The sequence below is a fragment of the Sphingomonas sp. SFZ2018-12 genome, from assembly GCF_022496715.1.
GTDB lineage: Bacteria > Pseudomonadota > Alphaproteobacteria > Sphingomonadales > Sphingomonadaceae > Sphingomonas.
The window spans coordinates 54162-69410 of record NZ_WTFM01000003.1 but is presented as its reverse complement, the minus strand read 5'-3'; the positions used below and the strand labels follow the sequence as shown (position 1 = coordinate 69410).

Annotated in this window: 19 protein-coding genes; 15 read left to right on the top strand and 4 right to left on the bottom strand. The window is 67.0% G+C overall.

Annotated features, from left to right (window positions below; translation table 11 throughout):
• Positions 1 to 36: 36 nt before the first annotated feature.
• The 3 genes from GO308_RS13735 to GO308_RS13725 are packed head-to-tail and all read right to left on the bottom strand — an operon-like array spanning position 37 to position 1870.
• Positions 37 to 570, bottom strand: coding sequence for a flagella basal body P-ring formation protein FlgA (locus GO308_RS13735; RefSeq protein ID WP_240885861.1), 534 nt, complete (start codon positions 568 to 570; stop codon positions 37 to 39).
• An 11-nt stretch (positions 571 to 581) separates the two neighbouring features.
• On the bottom strand, positions 582 to 1172 hold the full coding sequence (locus tag GO308_RS13730) for a flagellar motor protein MotB (protein ID WP_066476720.1): 591 nt from the start codon (positions 1170 to 1172) through the stop codon (positions 582 to 584).
• A complete protein-coding gene (locus GO308_RS13725; RefSeq protein ID WP_231726106.1) occupies positions 1169 to 1870 on the bottom strand; it encodes a MotA/TolQ/ExbB proton channel family protein in 702 nt (233 codons plus the stop codon). Before GO308_RS13725 ends, GO308_RS13730 begins: the two co-directional genes overlap by 4 nt.
• Before the next feature lie 218 nt (positions 1871 to 2088).
• Between GO308_RS13725 and GO308_RS13720 the strand changes: the two genes are divergently transcribed.
• The 13 genes from GO308_RS13720 (at position 2089) to GO308_RS13660 (ending at position 12762) form a co-directional block, all read left to right on the top strand.
• The gene (locus GO308_RS13720) at positions 2089 to 2448 is read left to right on the top strand and encodes a flagellar basal body protein (RefSeq protein WP_066476723.1); all 360 of its coding nucleotides are present in this window, start codon (positions 2089 to 2091) and stop codon (positions 2446 to 2448) included.
• Between the two features lie 2 nt (positions 2449 to 2450).
• Positions 2451 to 2861 (top strand): flagellar basal body rod protein FlgC, encoded by a 411-nt coding sequence (gene flgC / locus GO308_RS13715; RefSeq protein WP_066476884.1) that lies wholly within the window; start codon positions 2451 to 2453, stop codon positions 2859 to 2861.
• A 2-nt stretch (positions 2862 to 2863) separates the two neighbouring features.
• A complete protein-coding gene (locus tag GO308_RS13710; protein WP_240885860.1) occupies positions 2864 to 3556 on the top strand; it encodes a flagellar hook assembly protein FlgD in 693 nt (230 codons plus the stop codon).
• Positions 3557 to 3583: 27 nt separating this feature from the next.
• Positions 3584 to 4831 carry a flagellar hook protein FlgE gene (locus GO308_RS13705; RefSeq protein WP_066476726.1) on the top strand — a complete coding sequence of 416 codons (1248 nt, stop codon included), beginning with the start codon at positions 3584 to 3586 and terminating at the stop codon, positions 4829 to 4831.
• A 32-nt stretch (positions 4832 to 4863) separates the two neighbouring features.
• Positions 4864 to 5610, top strand: coding sequence for a flagellar basal body rod protein FlgF (flgF, locus tag GO308_RS13700; protein ID WP_066476730.1), 747 nt, complete (start codon positions 4864 to 4866; stop codon positions 5608 to 5610).
• A 15-nt stretch (positions 5611 to 5625) separates the two neighbouring features.
• Positions 5626 to 6414: a flagellar basal-body rod protein FlgG gene (gene flgG, locus GO308_RS13695; protein WP_066476736.1), complete on the top strand. Its 789-nt coding sequence runs from the start codon at positions 5626 to 5628 to the stop codon at positions 6412 to 6414.
• On the top strand, positions 6407 to 7105 hold the full coding sequence (locus tag GO308_RS13690; protein WP_240885859.1) for a flagellar basal body L-ring protein FlgH: 699 nt from the start codon (positions 6407 to 6409) through the stop codon (positions 7103 to 7105). The genes flgG and GO308_RS13690 overlap by 8 nt, the downstream gene beginning before the upstream one ends.
• 14 nt (positions 7106 to 7119) lie before the next feature.
• Positions 7120 to 8211 (top strand): flagellar basal body P-ring protein FlgI, encoded by a 1092-nt coding sequence (locus tag GO308_RS13685; protein ID WP_240885858.1) that lies wholly within the window; start codon positions 7120 to 7122, stop codon positions 8209 to 8211.
• Positions 8208 to 8573, top strand: coding sequence for a rod-binding protein (locus tag GO308_RS18730; RefSeq protein ID WP_240885857.1), 366 nt, complete (start codon positions 8208 to 8210; stop codon positions 8571 to 8573). Before GO308_RS13685 ends, GO308_RS18730 begins: the two co-directional genes overlap by 4 nt.
• On the top strand, positions 8570 to 9916 hold the full coding sequence (gene flgK, locus GO308_RS13675) for a flagellar hook-associated protein FlgK (protein WP_240885856.1): 1347 nt from the start codon (positions 8570 to 8572) through the stop codon (positions 9914 to 9916). The genes GO308_RS18730 and flgK overlap by 4 nt, the downstream gene beginning before the upstream one ends.
• 4 nt (positions 9917 to 9920) lie before the next feature.
• A complete protein-coding gene (gene flgL, locus GO308_RS13670; RefSeq protein ID WP_066476747.1) occupies positions 9921 to 10832 on the top strand; it encodes a flagellar hook-associated protein FlgL in 912 nt (303 codons plus the stop codon).
• A 105-nt stretch (positions 10833 to 10937) separates the two neighbouring features.
• A complete protein-coding gene (motA, locus tag GO308_RS13665) occupies positions 10938 to 11801 on the top strand; it encodes a flagellar motor stator protein MotA (protein WP_066476748.1) in 864 nt (287 codons plus the stop codon).
• A 55-nt stretch (positions 11802 to 11856) separates the two neighbouring features.
• Positions 11857 to 12762 (top strand): flagellar motor protein MotB, encoded by a 906-nt coding sequence (locus GO308_RS13660; protein ID WP_066476750.1) that lies wholly within the window; start codon positions 11857 to 11859, stop codon positions 12760 to 12762.
• Positions 12763 to 12881: 119 nt separating this feature from the next.
• On the opposite strand, the gene GO308_RS13655 is transcribed toward GO308_RS13660, so the two are convergent.
• Positions 12882 to 13457: a hypothetical protein gene (locus GO308_RS13655; RefSeq protein WP_240885855.1), complete on the bottom strand. Its 576-nt coding sequence runs from the start codon at positions 13455 to 13457 to the stop codon at positions 12882 to 12884.
• 152 nt (positions 13458 to 13609) lie between these two features.
• Between GO308_RS13655 and GO308_RS13650 the strand changes: the two genes are divergently transcribed.
• Both GO308_RS13650 and GO308_RS18650 read left to right on the top strand, forming a co-directional pair.
• Positions 13610 to 14095 (top strand): GAF domain-containing protein, encoded by a 486-nt coding sequence (locus GO308_RS13650; protein ID WP_240885854.1) that lies wholly within the window; start codon positions 13610 to 13612, stop codon positions 14093 to 14095.
• A gap of 91 nt (positions 14096 to 14186) precedes the next feature.
• A complete protein-coding gene (locus GO308_RS18650) occupies positions 14187 to 15182 on the top strand; it encodes an RcnB family protein (protein WP_156437626.1) in 996 nt (331 codons plus the stop codon).
• The last annotated feature ends 67 nt before the right edge of the window (positions 15183 to 15249 follow it).

Here is a 15249-nt window from a genome sequence, read left to right as displayed (position 1 = left end):
ACCAAACGACCGGTTGGCGAAAACCTTTAGAAAAAATTATTGAGCCCAGCCGGGCAATGTCGCGCGGCCGCTTTCGATCGCGATCGCCTGGATGGGCGGCTTGGCCGGATCGACCTTGACCAGCAGCCGCGCGCCGGGCGCGGCGTCGCTCGCCGCGATCCCCTCGCGCGTGATCGAAAAGCCGACCGCGACCGCCTCGACGACGATCGGGTCGCCACGCTTGATGACCGGCGCGACACGCTCCGGCCGCGCGGCGACCGCGGGTGTCGCCGCCGCCGCAGGGGGCGGCGCGACCGGGGTGGCGCGCACCACCGGCACGAAGATTCGCCAGGCCGGCGCCATGCAATGGACGACCACCGCATCGTGCGCGGCGTTGCGCCACTCGAATTGCGGCATCGGGCAGGCGGCGAGCTTGAGGCGCGCATCGACCGGCGCGCGCGCGCCGCCTTCCTCGCCCACCGGCTTGCCGGTGAACTGGACGACGGCCGCGTCGATCAGGCGGGTGTCCTGAAAGGCGGGCGTGGTGGGTGCGGCGGCGATCAGCAGCCAGGTCAGCGGGGCAAGCGGCATGATGGGCTCCATCAGGGAAGGGCGCGGCCGACCGGGTCGGCGGCGGTAGTGGAAGCGGCGGGGGCAGGATTGCCCGCGAAGCCGATGGCGAGGTGGACCGCACGGGCATGCTCGGACGGCGGTGCGATCGCGACGCGAAGCTGGGCGGGGGCGACCTGACCCGACAGGATGAGCGCGCGTGCGACCGCGCGGGCGCGGTCGGCGGCCAGGATCGCGGCGCTGCCGGTCGCCGGGTCGACATCGCGGGGCGATCCGTCGACCGACCCGGTGACGGTCAGCGTCAGTCGCCGGTCGCTGCCGACGGTCGCGGCCCATTGCGCATAGGTCGCGATGGTGTCCGGTACGATCGCACTGGCGGGGGCGAAGCCGCCCACGCGCGCATAATCGACCGGCATCGGCGCGCCGGCCGGCGTCATCGGTGCGGCCGCGGCGGGCGTATCGATGCCGAACCCCGCGCGCAGTCCCGCGGCGAGCCGCGCGCGGTCCGCCGCCTGCATCGACTGGAGCAGGACGAAGAAGCCGAGCAGCAGCAGCGACAGGTCGGCGAGCGTGGTCAGCCACAAGGGGCGCGCCGCCTCGGTCGGGGCGAAGGCGTCGGTCATGCCGCCTCGGTCGCGATGGTGACGCGGCGCGGTTGTTCGCGGCCGGCGAGTTCGACCAGCGGCGGCACCAGCCGGGCTCGGCCAATTGATTCCGCACGCGCGCGCGCGCGAAGGCGCCCGGCGATCGGGCTGGCGACGAGAAAGGCGATGATCGCGCCATAGAGCGTGGCGAGCAGCGCGATCGCCATCGATCCGCCGATCGCCATCGGATCGCTCATCGCGCTGAACATCCGCACCAGGCCGATCAGCGTGCCGACCATGCCCATCGCCGGCGCGAGGTCGGCGGCGGCGGTCCAAACGCCGATCGCCGCCGCATGGCGTTCGTCACGCGCGGCGATGCGCTCGGCCAGGCGGCGCTCGAGCATGTCGGGGGCGATGCCGTCGACGATTGCCGCGATGGCGTCGGCGACATCGGGGTCGGCGATCACCGCCCGGTCGAGCGGGACGATCCCATGGCGCGCGGAAATGCGGGCGAGCGCGTCGATCTGTGTCAGGCAGCCCTCGGCATCGAACGACCGGCGGGCGAGCGTGCCGAGCGCGCGCACGGCGCGGACCAGATCGCCGAGCGGCGCGCGCAGCAGCAGGGCGATGAGCGTCCCGCCGACCACGATCGCCAGCGCGGTCGGATCGAGAAACGGCGCCATTGCCGGGGCCAGGCCTGCGATTTCGCCGGTCAGGGGTGCGACGGGTGGAGTCATGGCGTTCATATCAGCAAGTCCCGCGCCAATTCGACCGAAGCCGCCGGGGAACCCCGCGCATTGCCGCATCGCGGCCGGCGACCGGCAATCGGCTGCCGCACCCGGCAAAATCTTGCCGCCCGACCGCTGCCGGACCGTCGAAACGCCCGGTCGAGGCGGCATCGGGGCAATTGGCACGCCATTTGCTGAGCGGGAACCGGAATAGTCCTTGGAGACGAATGACGATGCCACAGGATACGCTTTTTGGAGTGCACGGCGCGGCGCTGGCCGTCCGTTCGCAGCGCCTGAGCGTGCTCGCGTCGAACATCGCGAACGCCTCCACGCCCGGTTACAAGGCGAAGGACATCGACTTTCGCGCGGCGATGTCGGCGATCGAGGGCCCGGGGGGGTCCCCCGATCGCGCGATCCGCGGCGCGACCTTGTATCGCAAGCCGCTCCAGCCGCGGCTGGACGGCAACACCGTCGAACTGACCACCGAACAGACCGCGTTCGCCGAAAACGCGATCGCCTATCAATCGACGCTCGCGTTCCTGAACGGTCGCATCTCGACCATCACGCGCGCGCTGAAGGGTGAATGAAGATGCCTGAGGCTCCGATGAACCTGTTCCAGGTCGCCGGCCGCGCGATGTCGGCACAGCTGGTGCGGATGAACACCACCGCGTCCAACCTCGCCAATGCCGGCGCGGTCGCGAGCACGCCCGACGCGGCCTATCGTTCGCTCAAGCCCGTGTTCCGCACCCATTTCGACGCGGCCTCGACCATGGCCACCGTCGATGTCGCGCGCGTCGTGACCGCGGGCGAGGAGCCGGTGAAGCGCCACGATCCGGGCAATCCGCTCGCCGACAAGGACGGCTATGTCTATGAAAGCGCGGTCGACGAGACCCGCGAGCTGGTCGACATGATGGAAGCCGCCCGCACCTACCAGAACAATGTCGAAGTGATGGCGACGGCCAAGACGCTGATCACCGAAACCCTGCGGATGGGAGGTTGATCATGACCATCGCCAACACCTTTGACTCGACGCTTTCGCGACTGGGGATCAACCGCAGCGGCGACAGCTCGCCGCAGGTTGCCGCGTCCGCGAACGCCAATGCGACGCTCGACCAGTCCGATTTCCTGCGGCTGATGACGGCGCAGCTCAACAACCAGGACCCGTTCGAGCCGGTCGACAACAGCCAGATGGTCGCGCAGATGGCGCAGTTCTCCAGCCTGGCCGGCATCAGCGAGATGAACTCGACGCTGAAGTCGCTCGCCGCGAAGCTGGGCGGGACCAGCACGACCGACGCGCTGCAATGGGTCGGCCGCAACGTGCTGACCGCCGGCGACGTCGCCTTCGGCCGCACGACTGGCGGGCTGCAGGGCGCGGTCGAACTGCCCGAAGCCGCCGGCAGCGTCATGGTGTCGATCGCCGATGCCGATGGCCGGTTGCTCAAGACGATCGACCTGGGCGCCCAGTCCGCCGGTACCGCCAGCTATGAATGGGACGGCAAGGATGCCGCCGGCGAGGATGCCGGCGCGGGGCCGTTCTCGATCCAGGTCACCGCACTCGGCACCAACGGCCCGGTCGCGGCCCAGCCTTTGGTGTGGGCACCCGTCAACTCGGTTTCAGTCAGCAATGGCGAAGCCATCCTCAATCTGCCCGGCCTCGGCCAGGTCCCCGCCTCTGCGGTCCGCTCGATCGGCTGAGCCGCCCTTTAGGAACAGGAGAATCCAATGTCTTTCTTCACTTCGCTGAGCGGCCTGCAGGCTTCGCAAAAGGACATGTCGGTCATTTCGCACAATCTGGCGAACGTGCAGACCAACGGCTTCAAGAAGAGCCGCGTCGAGTTCGCCGACGTGATCTCGTCGAGCGTGTCGCTGAGCCCCACCGCCCAGGTCGGATCGGGCGTGGTCACCAAGGCGATCCGCCAGCAGTTCACCCAGGGCAATCTGGTCCAGCAGACCGGTGCGCTCAACCTCGCCATCTCCGGCGACGGCTTTTTCGCAATGAAGCCCGATCCCGACGGCGAGAAGGTCAACTTCACCCGCAACGGCGCCTTCCTGGTCGACAAGGACCGCTATGTCGTCGACGGCAAGGGTGCCAATCTTCAGGTTTATCCGGTCGATGGCAGCGGCGCGGTGGTCGCGTCGGGGCTCGATTCGACGATCAGCCTGCGCCTGCCCGCGACGAGCGGCACGCCGGTTGCGACGAGCAATGTCGGCCTGTCGGTGACGCTGAACGCCGGATCGTCGATCCCGTCGGGCACGTTCGACCGCTTCGATCCGTCGACCTATAATCAGGCGACGCAGACCACCATCTATGACGTGACCGGCAATCCGCGCACGCTGACCACCTATTTCGTCCGCGAAACCGCACCGACCGCTGGCAACCCCAACAGCGACTGGTCGATCTACAACTTTGTCGGCGACCAGCAGCTCGGCACGGCGCCGATTGCGGCGACCTTTGACGGGACCGGCGCGCTGGTGTCGCCGACGACGCCGACGGCCTTTCCGCCGTTCACGCCCGCGGGCAGCGCCGGCGAGCAGACCGTGTCGTTCGATCTGACCGGCTCGACGCAGGAAGCGTCGCCGTTCACGGTCAACAGCCGGCTGCAGGACGGCGTGGCGGTCGGCAAGCTCGAATCGGTGTCGGTCGACAGCGAGGGCATCGTGACCGCGGCCTTCTCCAACGGCGATACCCAGGCGCTCGGCAAGGTGGCGATCATCAATTTCGCCAATCCCGCCGGCCTGCGCCAGCTGGGCGACAGCTACTGGGCATCGACGGGCCTGTCGGGCGAGGCGATCGCGGGCGAGGCGGGACGCGACGGCGCGGGCAACCTGATGTCGAACATCATCGAGGGCTCGAACGTCGACATCACCGAGGAGCTGGTGTCGCTGATCGCGGCGCAGCGCAATTTCCAGGCGAACTCCAAGGCGCTCGAAACGTCGAACGAGATCTCGCAGACGATCTTCAACATCTGATCGCGTCGCGGAAAGGCTGACGGAGCACGCATATGGACGGTCTGGTCTACACGGCCCTGTCGGGTCTCAAGAGCAAGATGTCGGCACAGGCGTCGATCGCGAACAACATCGCGAACGCCTCGACCGTCGGCTATCGCTCCGACCGGGTGTCGTTCGAGCGGCTGGTGCTCAAGGGCCAGCAGTTCGAAACCCGCCAGCCCAATGCCGAGGAAGTCGTCGACATGGACCGGCGCGCCGGGACCATCGTCGAGACCGGCCAGCCGCTCGACGTGGCGATCGCGACCGACAACTGGTTCGCGGTGCAGGCAGCTGACGGCACGGAGGCCTATACGCGGCGCGGCGACCTGAAGGTCGGCGCGTCGGGGCTGCTCGAGAATGGCGAAGGGCGGCCGATGATCGGCAATAACGGCCCGATCACGCTGCCGCCCTATCAGTCGATCGCGGTGGCGGAGGACGGCACGGTGTCGATCATGCCGGTGGGTGCCGAGCCCGGTTCCGCGCCGCAGATCATCGACCGGCTGAAGCTGGTCAGCGATCAGGGCAGCCGCACCGTCAAGGGGCTGGACAACCAGCTGCATGTCCGCGGCGGCGGGGTGCTGCCGGTCGATCTCGACGCCAAGGTGCGCGTGGGCGCGCTCGAACAGTCGAACGTCAACCTCACCCAGGCGCTGGTCGACATGATCGAGAACCAGCGCGCCTATGAGGTTCAGGCGAATTTGCTGAAAGAAGCCAAGCAGATGGACGAAAGCGCCGCGTCGCTGATGCGTGTGCAGGGTTGATGAAGGAATAACGTTATGAGCAACGCCGCAATGCACATCGCCCGCACCGGCCTGGATGCCCAGGACATGCGGATGCGCGTGATCTCCAACAACCTGGCCAACGTCAACACGACCGGCTTCAAGCGCGACCGCGCGGCGTTCGAAACGCTCGCCTATCAGGTCGTGACCGCCGCCGGTTCGGCGAGCACGCAGGAAACCCAGTATGCCGTCGGCCTAAATCTGGGCACCGGCGTCCGGGTTCAGGGGACCGCGCGGATCAACACCCAGGGTTCGTTGCAGACCACGGGCAATTCGCTCGACCTCGCGCTCGACGGCGACGGCTATTTCCAGGTGCAGCTGCCCGGCGGGCAGCTCGGCTACACGCGCGCGGGCAATTTCGCCCGTTCGCCCCAGGGGCTGCTCGTCACCAGCGAAGGCTATCAGGTCACGCCCGGGATCACGGTTCCCGAAGGCACCACCAGCATCACCGTCGGCAGCGACGGCACCGTGTCCGCGGTCGTTCCCGGCCAGGCGGAGGCGCAGCAGATCGGCCAGATCCAGGTCGCGACCTTTCCCAATGCCGCGGGCCTGCAGGCGACCGGCGACAATTACCTGATCGAGACCGCATCGAGCGGCCCGGCCAACCTGGGCATCGCCGGCCTCGATGGTCGCGGCCAGGTGCGCCAAGGGATGCTCGAGGGATCGAACGTCAACGTCGTCGAGGAACTCGTCGACATGATCGAGACGCAACGCGCCTATGAGGTCAATTCCAAGATGATCTCGGCCACCGACGAGATGCTGCAATATGTCAACCAGAATGTCTGATCGTCGCGGCTCCGCCCGGCTGGGCCTCGCGCTCGTCCCCGCGCTCGCGCTGATCCTGGCGCCGGAGTCCGCGGACGCGCGCCTGTTTGGGAAGAAGCAGCCGCCGGAGGATTTCTCCGCAACGATCGCGCCGGCAACGCCGCCCGCGCCACCCCCGGCCAACGGCTCGATCTTTCAGGTCGCCGACGGCTATGCCGGGCTGCACGAGGGCGCGCGCGCCTTTCGCATCGGCGATCCGCTGACCATCATTCTGGTGGAGCGCATGCAGGCATCGAAGTCCGCCGGCACGCAGCTGGACAGCGAGGGCGGCTTCGGCCTGACCCCGCCGGCGTCCGGCCCGTTCTCGTTCAACCCGGATGCCGCGCGGCTGTCGGGCAATCGCGGCTTCACCGGCGCGGGCAGTGCGGACCAGTCCAACGCCTTGTCCGGCGAGATCAGCGTCACCGTCGCGGAGGTGCTGCCCAACGGCACGCTGGTGGTGCAGGGCCAGAAGCGCGTGACGCTCAATCGCGGCGACGAGTTCGTCCAGATCAAGGGGATCGTGCGCCGCGCCGACATCGACGTGAACAACCGCGTCGCGTCGACCCGCGTCGCCGACGCCCGCATTGCCTATACCGGCCGGGGCGACGTCGCCCGCGCCGCCCGCCAGGGCTGGCTGAGCCGGTTCTTCCAAGTCATCAGCCCGTTCTGAGGCGGAGCATTCACATGCGCTTTCTTCTTACCCTCTTTGCCGCCCTGCTGCTCGCCACGCCGGCGAATGCGGAGCGCGTCAAGGATCTGGGCAAGTTCCAGAATATCCGTACCAACCAGCTGACGGGTTACGGCATCGTCGTCGGCCTGCCGGGCACGGGCGACGACAATCTGGAATATACCGTCCAGTCGATGAAGGGTATCGCGTCGCGCTTCGGGCTGCAATTGCCGCCCCAGGTCAATCCGGCGCTCAAGAACTCGGCCGTGGTGATGATCACCGCCGAACTGCCGGCGTTCGCCAAGCCAGGGCAGAAGATCGACATCACCGTGTCGGCGCTGGGCAAGGCCAAGAGCCTGCGCGGCGGCGCGCTGGTGCTCAGCCCGCTGATCGGTGCCGATGGCCAGATCTATGCGATGGCGCAGGGCAATCTGGCGGTCGGTGGCCTCGGTGCCGAGGGCAAGGACGGATCGCAGATCGTCGTCAATGTCCCGTCGACCGGGCGCATCCCCGACGGGGCGACGGTCGAGCGTTCGGTCGATACCGGCTTCGACAGCTCGCCGACGCTGACCTTCAACCTGGCGCGTGCTGACTTCACCACCGCCCAGCGCGTCGCCAGCGCGGTCAACAGCCGCTTCGGCCCGGGCACCGCGCGCGCGCTCGATGCGGTGTCGGTGACGCTGACCCCGCCGCCGGGCGCGGACGTCCGCGCGGCGCTGATGAGCGAGATCGAGAACCTGACCGTCGACCCGGCCGAGGCGGCCGCGCGCGTGATCGTCAATGCGCGCAGCGGCACCGTCGTCATCAATTCGGCGGTCCGCGTCGCGCCGTCCGCGGTAACGCATGGTAAACTTACTGTCCGTATCGAGGAATCGCAGAGGATCAGCCAACCCGCACCGCTCAGCCGTGGTCAGACCGCGGTTGAGCAGCAGAGCGCGGTCGGAATCGAAGAGGAAAAGCGCCCGATGTTCTTGCTGGAGCCCGGCCCGAAGCTGGCGGACATCGTGAAGGCGGTGAACGCCATCGGTGCGTCGCCCGCCGACCTGGTCGCGATCCTGGAAGCGCTGAAGGAAGCCGGCGCGCTCAAGGCGGAGCTGATCGTCCTGTGACCCAGCCGGTCGCCCCCGTTTCTCCCGCAGCTGCCGGCCGGTCGATCGACACGCGCCGGTTGGCGACGGCTGAGAATCTGGATCAGGCCGGCCAGCAGTTCGAGGCGATCTTCGTCAACATGATGCTGGGCGCGATGCGCAAGGCGCGGCTGTCCGAAGGGCTCTTTGAAAGTCAGGCGCTCGACCAGTTCCGCGACATGCAGGACCAGCAGCTCGCCAAGTCGATGGCGGCATCCACGCCGCTGGGCATCGGCAAGGCGATGACCGAGTTCCTGTCGCGCAGCCACCCGGTTGCGGCCGATCCCGCGCCGGCGGCGCCGGCGGTGCCCGAGGCAGGCGATGACCCGCAGGTGACGCGATGACCGATCTGCTCGCAATCGGCGCGTCGGGGCTGCGTGCCTATCAGACCGCGCTGACCACATCGTCGGAGAATGTCGCCAACGCCGGCGTGTCCGGTTATTCGCGCCGCACGACCAACCTGACCGAGATTTCGGCACCCGGATCGAACCTGCTCGGCGGGCGGCTGGTCAACGGGCTCGGCGTCGCGGCGACCGGCATCACCCGCGCCGCGGACGAGTTCCGCGCCAGCGAGGTGCGCAGCGCCACCACCGACCTTGCCAAGACGCAGTCGGGCATCGTCTGGCTCGATTCGATCGAGCGCGCGCTGACTGGCAACCGGCTGGGCGACAGCCTGACCCGCTTTTTCGGTGCATCGGAGAATCTGGCCGCCGACCCCGCATCGCAGGCGGCGCGCGTCGTGTTTCTCGACAGCGCGAGCGGCATTTCGGGCGGTTTCGTCGCGACCGACCGCGCGCTCGCCACCGCCGCGATCGAACTTGACGCGACCGCGGCGCAATCGACGCGCGACCTGAACGGCACCGCCAGTTCGCTGGCCCAAGTCAATTCGGGGCTGGCGCGCGTGTCGCCGGGCACGTCCGGGCATGCCGCGCTGCTCGACCAGCGCGACCGCCTGCTCGAAAACTTGGCCGAACAGACCGACATCGACGTCGCGATCGACGAATATGGTCGCGCGAGCGTGCGGCTGAACGGCGCGACCGGCCCGATCCTGGTGGAAGGCGACAATGCCGGCCAGCTGCGCTACGAACGTAGCGGTGGCGCGACCGCGTTCACGCTGTATCGCAATGCGACCGCATCGATCGTGACGCCGACCGGCGGCATCCTGGCAGGCGTCGCCGAAGGCGCGATTCGCATCGACGAGGCGCGGACGGGGCTGGACGCGCTCGCCACGCAATTCGTGAACGACGTCAACGCGGTACAGGCAGCCGGCGAGGGGCTCGACGGCAATCCGGGCGCACCGATGTTCGCGATCGGCCCTGGCGGCGCGGGCGAGGTATCGGTGCTGCTGACCGATCCGTCGGGGGTCGCGGCGGCGCAGCCGGGCGGCGGCGCGCGTGACAACCGCAATCTTCAGGCGATCGCCGCGCTGCGCGATTCGAGCCAGATCGAGGGGCGGGTCAACAGCCTGATCCTGGGCAACGCCTCCGCGCTGGAAGCGCGCAAGTCGGTGAGCGCGGCGCAGACCGTGATCCGCGACCAGGCGGTGACGCAGCGCGATTCGGTGACCGGCGTCAATCTGGATGAGGAAGCCGTCGACCTGCTGCGTTTCCAGCAGGCCTATCAGGCGTCGAGCCGGGTGATCCAGGTCGCGCGCGAAACCCTCCAGACCATCTTCGATATCGGATAAGCCGATGATGCGCGTCACCACCTCGCAATATTTCCGCCAGTCGTTGCGCGACATCTCGACGCTCAACGTCGATGCCAACCGGCTGCAGACGCAGATTGCGACGGGGAAAAAGCTGCAGACCGCATCGGACGACGCCGCCGCCTATCAGCGGCTGAGCGGGCTTCGCGCGCTGGTCGCCGACGACGTCGCCTATTCGAGCAACATCAGCCTCGCGCAGGGCGTGCTGAGCCAGGCCGATACCGCGCTGGCAGGCACCGAGACCCAGCTTCAGCGTGTCAACGAACTCATCATCCAGGCAGCGAACGACACGCTGTCCGCCGACGACCGGGTCGGCATCGCCACCGCGCTCGACGCGATTCGCGAGGACCTGCTGCGCCTCGCCAACGCGACCGACGTACGCGGCCAGCCCCTGTTCGGCGGCGCGTCCGGCGATGTCGCGTTCGAAACCCAGCCCGACGGCAGCATCACCTATGCCGGGTCGGGCGAGGCGGGAACGGTGCCCGTCGCCGACGGCGTCGCGATCCAGACCACCGAGGACGGCGGCCGCATCTTCGGCGGCGCGGGCCAGCCGGGCGTGATCGACATTTTCGCAATGATCGCGACCTACAGCGCCGCGCTGCGATCGGGCGCGGATGTCCAGGCACCCAGCGCGACCGCGTTGAGCGAAGTCAATTCGGCGCTCGACCAGGTGTCGGCGGCGCGATCGATGGTCGGCGCGCGCGCCTATCGACTCGATCTCGAGCGCGATCAGGTCGAGGCCAACGGGCTGGTGCGCGAGGAATTGCGCTCCGCGCTCGAGGATACCGACGTCAGCGCGGCGATCACCGAGCTGCAGAAGACGCTGACCATTCTCCAGGCGACCCAGTCGAGCTTTGCGCGGCTGAGCGACCTGTCGCTGTTCAACTATCTGAGCTGACGCCGCGCGCGGTAACCATTTCTCGACGGGTGTCGGGCATGAAGGGCCATGGCCCGCCGATTCCATTCCGGACCGGTGGCAGTTTTTTAAGGGTGTGATGCGCCGATGTTTCCGCTGATTGGCCTGGTTGTCCTGCTGGCGATGGTGTTCGGCGGATTCGCGATCACCGGCGGCGCGCTGGGCCCCGTCATGCACGCGCTGCCGCACGAGATGCTGATCATCGGCGGTGCCGCGGTCGGCGCGCTGATCATCGGCAATTCCGGCAAGGAGCTGAAGGCGATCGGCGGCGGCGTCATGAAGGTGCTGAAGGGCCCGAAATACAAGAAGCAGGACTATCTCGACACCATCTTCCTCGTTTCCAAGCTGATGAAGATGCTGCGCACCGAAGGGCCGATCGCGCTCGAACCGCATGTCGAGGATCCCAAATCCTCCGCGATCTTCGCCGAATATCCGCGCCTGATGGCCGATCACACGCTGGTCAACCTGATCGCCGATACGCTGCGCCTCGTCGTCGTCTCGTCGGGCACGCTCGACGTGCACGCGGTCGAGGAGGTGATGGACAACGCGATCAAGACCCATCACCACGAGGTCCAGGGTCCGCAGGGCACGCTGCAGGGCCTGGCCGACGCGCTGCCCGCGCTCGGCATCGTCGCCGCGGTGCTGGGCGTGGTCAAGACGATGGGATCGATCGACAAGCCGCCGTCGATCCTGGGCGGGATGATCGGTTCGGCCCTCGTCGGCACCTTTCTGGGCGTGCTGCTCGCCTATGGCATCGTCGGCCCGCTCGCCACCCGGCTGCAGCAGGTGATCGACGCGGACGCCGCGATCTATCACGTCGTCAAGCAGATTATCATCGCCTCGCTTCACGGCCATCCCCAGCCGCTGGTGATCGAAGCCGCACGCTCGGGAATCGCTCATCAGAACCAGCCCGGCTTTGCCGAGGTGTTCGACGGTCTGCGGGGGAAGTGATGACTGATCGGCTCACGCCGATGCGGTGCCGCGTCGCGCCGGGAGGCGTCGAATAATGGCCGCGCGCGCACCCCACGGGACCAATCAGCCGCCCAAGGTCATCGTCAAGAAAATCTATATCGAGGGGCATGGCGGCCATCACGGCGGCGCGTGGAAGGTCGCCTATGCCGACTTCGTCACCGCGATGATGGCGTTCTTCCTGCTGATGTGGCTGCTCGGCGCGACCAGCGAGAAGCAGCGCAAGGGCATCGCCGATTATTTCGCGCCGACGCTGGTCCAACTCAAGCAGAACAGCGCCGGCTCCAACGGCATTTTCGGCGGCGAATCGATCACCGACGTCGACAGCTATCCGCACAAGGCGCAGCAGACCGGCACGCGGTCGCTGACCATCCCGGCGGGCGCGACCGGCGGCAAGGAAGTCGGCACCGGCGACAAGGGCAGCCTGAAGGCAAGCCAGGCGATGGCGGCGGAGGATCGCGAGAATTTCGCCAAGATGCGTTCCAAGCTCGAAGCGACGATGAAGTCGAACGCGCGCATCGCGAAGATCGCCAAATATGTCCGCTTCGTGCGTACCCGCGACGGCATGCGCATCGACCTGATCGACGACGCCAATTATTCGATGTTCGCGCTGGGGACGACCGCGCTGGTGCCGGACGCCAGCACGCTGATCGGCATGGTCGCCGAAAGCATCGAGGGGATGGACAATCCCATCATGATCCGCGGCCACACCGACAGCCTGGGCTATGGCAACCCGGCGGCGATGAACAACTGGATGCTGTCGAGCGGCCGCGCGGAGGCGACGCGCCGCCGCCTGGCGCAGGGCGGCATCCGCGAGGACCAGTTCGAACGCATCGAAGGCGTCGCCGACCGCGAGCCGATGGTGAAGGAAAACCCCGCCGACCCCCGCAACCGCCGCGTCGCGATCACGCTGCTCTATCGCCGGACGGGGTTCGGGGATTAAGTGTCAGACGTTGAACGGGCGCGTTCAATACAATTGCTCTGCGTTCGACTGGGGGTGGAAAAGCACCGCCCCACCACGCCCAGTCATAGCTGGAAATTCAACGATCAGAACAGGGCATACTAAAAGTTATAGATCAATATATAACTAAACAAGTTTGCCGTACCGACAAAAAACATAAGAATAGAAAGTAAGATTCCTCGTCGGTATATTAAATTATTAGAAATAATCTTTTCACAGAATCTGTTGGCATCATTCCAATATTTAGTAGTATCAATTCTTGAATGGTGATATAATTTTAAAGAATAATCATATCTCATGTGTCTAAGATAAAATCCAACCCAATTCTCCGATTCTTTTGTCGCATAGAACGTCGTTATCCAAGCTCCAATTAATCCAAAAAAATAAGCAATAAATGATGGTAGTAATACAACTACTGTTTCTGGTGGTGAAGATTTTATAGCCATAAAACTCAGCAAGAATGCAAGACCAGCTCCGTTTGCAGTCATAAGCCAGTCGAGCGACTGCTTTTTAAAAACCCTTTGTTCGTCTATCTGGTCCTTGAGTGCGATCTCTAGCAACTTACTATTGAGATCAACCCATTCTGGCTCATGCCTATCGACGAGCGCCATCTTTGCAAAATGTTCGAGCTTACCAAGATACGGTTCTTGAAGAGGATCGTGCATTTTTTCATGCATACGCCAACGAAGCAATGTCCGCAAAGGGGCCGCAAGCCGAACGTCCGCTTTTGCACCCCATCGCAACCGCAACCCTCCCAGTCTTGACCGCGCCGAAAATGCAGGCCTTGCCGCAGTAGCGCCGGTACCACAAAGCCCCTACATCCCGGCCCATGTACGACTTCGACATCGCCGCCGGCAGTAAGGCCGAGCTGTATCGTGAACTGGCGGGCGCGCTTGATGCGCTGACCGCGGAGGAGCCTGATGCGATCGCCAACATGGCGAACGCCGCCGCGCTGATCTGGCAGTATCTGCCCGATCTCAACTGGGCGGGTTTCTATCGCAACGTCGGCGACGAACTGGTGCTCGGGCCGTTTCAGGGCAAGGCGGCGTGCATCCGCATCGCGTTCGGCAGTGGCGTGTGCGGCACCGCGGCGCAGACCCGCGCCACGCAGCTGGTCGACGACGTCCACGCCTTTCCCGGCCATATCGCCTGCGACGCGGCCAGCGCGTCCGAACTGGTCGTGCCGATCGTCCATGACGGCCGGCTGATCGGGGTGCTCGACCTCGACAGTCCCAAGGTGGCGCACTTCGATGCGGAGGATGCTGCGGGTTGCGAGGCGTTGATGGCGATCCTGGCCGCGCGCATCGCGGACTGATCCGAAGCGGGACAGGCTTAACCATTGCGCCGGTTTCCCACCCGGTGACCCGGCTGTTAGGTTGCGCGCGACCACCCGGGAGTTGACCAAGATGCGCCGATCGACCGTGACCGCCCTCATCCTGGCGAGCCTGACCGCCATGCCCGTTCACGCGGGACAGGCGGCACCCGAGACGGGCTGGGGCGGCAGCGTCGACGGGCGCTGGTATGCGGGCAGCTATGCGCCGGGCGGCTGGGCGGCCTATCGCGCGCCCGAAGCCGGTGTCGAACTGCCGCGCTACTGGATCGAACCGGGGTTCGAGGTGCGCGATCCGGCCCGGTACCGACTGCCCGCCGCCGAGACGGGGCGGCGCTGGCTGCGCTATTATGACGACGCGGTGCTGGTCGGCGACGATGGCCGGGTGATCGACGCGCGCACCGGCATCGACTGGAACAATCCCGCCGCGATGAAGGCCGCGCCGGTCGCGCTGTTCGCGCCCGCTGCACCGATGCGCGCCATTGCACCTGCACCTGCACCCGCATCAGCGCCCGTCGTCGCACGCGCGCCGGCCGCGCCCGGTGCGACCTATGCGCCGCCGCCCGCCCGCCCGGCAGCGGTGGCGGCGCCTGCGACCGTGCTGGCGGAAGCCCCGCCGCCCCGGCCGGGGCCGGTCGCACCCCCGCGCGGCTACCCGCGGCCGGCGGCAGCGCCCGTGCGCGCCGATCGCGGCATCGGTGGCGCGGCCATCGGGGCGGGGGCCGGTGCGGTCGCCGGTGGGCTGATCGCCGGTCGCGGCGACCGGCTGGGCGGGGCGCTGATCGGTGCGGGCGTCGGGGCAGTGGCTGGCCTTGCGATCGACCGGGCGGAGGATCGCGGTCGGGCGCCGCGCGATGACGACGCCGACTATCCGCCCTGGGGCGATGACGACCGCGCGGGCTACCGCGACTGGCGGTCGGACGAGATCGACCTGCCGCCGTCGGTGCCGCCACAGGTCCAGGTCACGGGCAATGGCTGTACCACGCGCACGGTCGAGGTCCGCCCCGCCTATGTCGCGCGCGGCTGGTACTTCCCGGCAACCTTCGAGACGACGGTGACCTGCGGCGGCTGATCAGTCGGCCCGGCAATATCCGCTGCGCACGAAGCCCCAGGGGCCGTTGCCCCGGCCGCATGCCGGG

Excerpts from the sequence above, each read along its gene's own strand:
- flgK (WP_240885856.1), top strand. The coding sequence starts at position 8,570 with ATGACCGATCTGCTCGCAATCGGCGCGTCGGGGCTGCGTGCCTATCAG.
- flgC (WP_066476884.1), top strand. The coding sequence starts at position 2,451 with ATGCCTGAGGCTCCGATGAACCTGTTCCAGGTCGCCGGCCGCGCGATG.
- GO308_RS13690 (WP_240885859.1), top strand. The coding sequence starts at position 6,407 with ATGTCTGATCGTCGCGGCTCCGCCCGGCTGGGCCTCGCGCTCGTCCCC.
- GO308_RS13660 (WP_066476750.1), top strand. The coding sequence starts at position 11,857 with ATGGCCGCGCGCGCACCCCACGGGACCAATCAGCCGCCCAAGGTCATC.
- GO308_RS13705 (WP_066476726.1), top strand. The coding sequence starts at position 3,584 with ATGTCTTTCTTCACTTCGCTGAGCGGCCTGCAGGCTTCGCAAAAGGAC.
- GO308_RS13730 (WP_066476720.1), bottom strand. The coding sequence starts at position 1,172 with ATGACCGACGCCTTCGCCCCGACCGAGGCGGCGCGCCCCTTGTGGCTG.
- GO308_RS18650 (WP_156437626.1), top strand. The coding sequence starts at position 14,187 with ATGCGCCGATCGACCGTGACCGCCCTCATCCTGGCGAGCCTGACCGCC.
- GO308_RS13650 (WP_240885854.1), top strand. The coding sequence starts at position 13,610 with ATGTACGACTTCGACATCGCCGCCGGCAGTAAGGCCGAGCTGTATCGT.
- GO308_RS13735 (WP_240885861.1), bottom strand. The coding sequence starts at position 570 with ATGCCGCTTGCCCCGCTGACCTGGCTGCTGATCGCCGCCGCACCCACC.
- motA (WP_066476748.1), top strand. The coding sequence starts at position 10,938 with ATGTTTCCGCTGATTGGCCTGGTTGTCCTGCTGGCGATGGTGTTCGGC.
- GO308_RS13710 (WP_240885860.1), top strand. The coding sequence starts at position 2,864 with ATGACCATCGCCAACACCTTTGACTCGACGCTTTCGCGACTGGGGATC.
- GO308_RS13655 (WP_240885855.1), bottom strand. The coding sequence starts at position 13,457 with ATGCATGAAAAAATGCACGATCCTCTTCAAGAACCGTATCTTGGTAAG.
- GO308_RS13725 (WP_231726106.1), bottom strand. The coding sequence starts at position 1,870 with ATGACTCCACCCGTCGCACCCCTGACCGGCGAAATCGCAGGCCTGGCC.
- GO308_RS13720 (WP_066476723.1), top strand. The coding sequence starts at position 2,089 with ATGACGATGCCACAGGATACGCTTTTTGGAGTGCACGGCGCGGCGCTG.
- flgL (WP_066476747.1), top strand. The coding sequence starts at position 9,921 with ATGATGCGCGTCACCACCTCGCAATATTTCCGCCAGTCGTTGCGCGAC.
- GO308_RS13685 (WP_240885858.1), top strand. The coding sequence starts at position 7,120 with ATGCGCTTTCTTCTTACCCTCTTTGCCGCCCTGCTGCTCGCCACGCCG.
- flgG (WP_066476736.1), top strand. The coding sequence starts at position 5,626 with ATGAGCAACGCCGCAATGCACATCGCCCGCACCGGCCTGGATGCCCAG.
- flgF (WP_066476730.1), top strand. The coding sequence starts at position 4,864 with ATGGACGGTCTGGTCTACACGGCCCTGTCGGGTCTCAAGAGCAAGATG.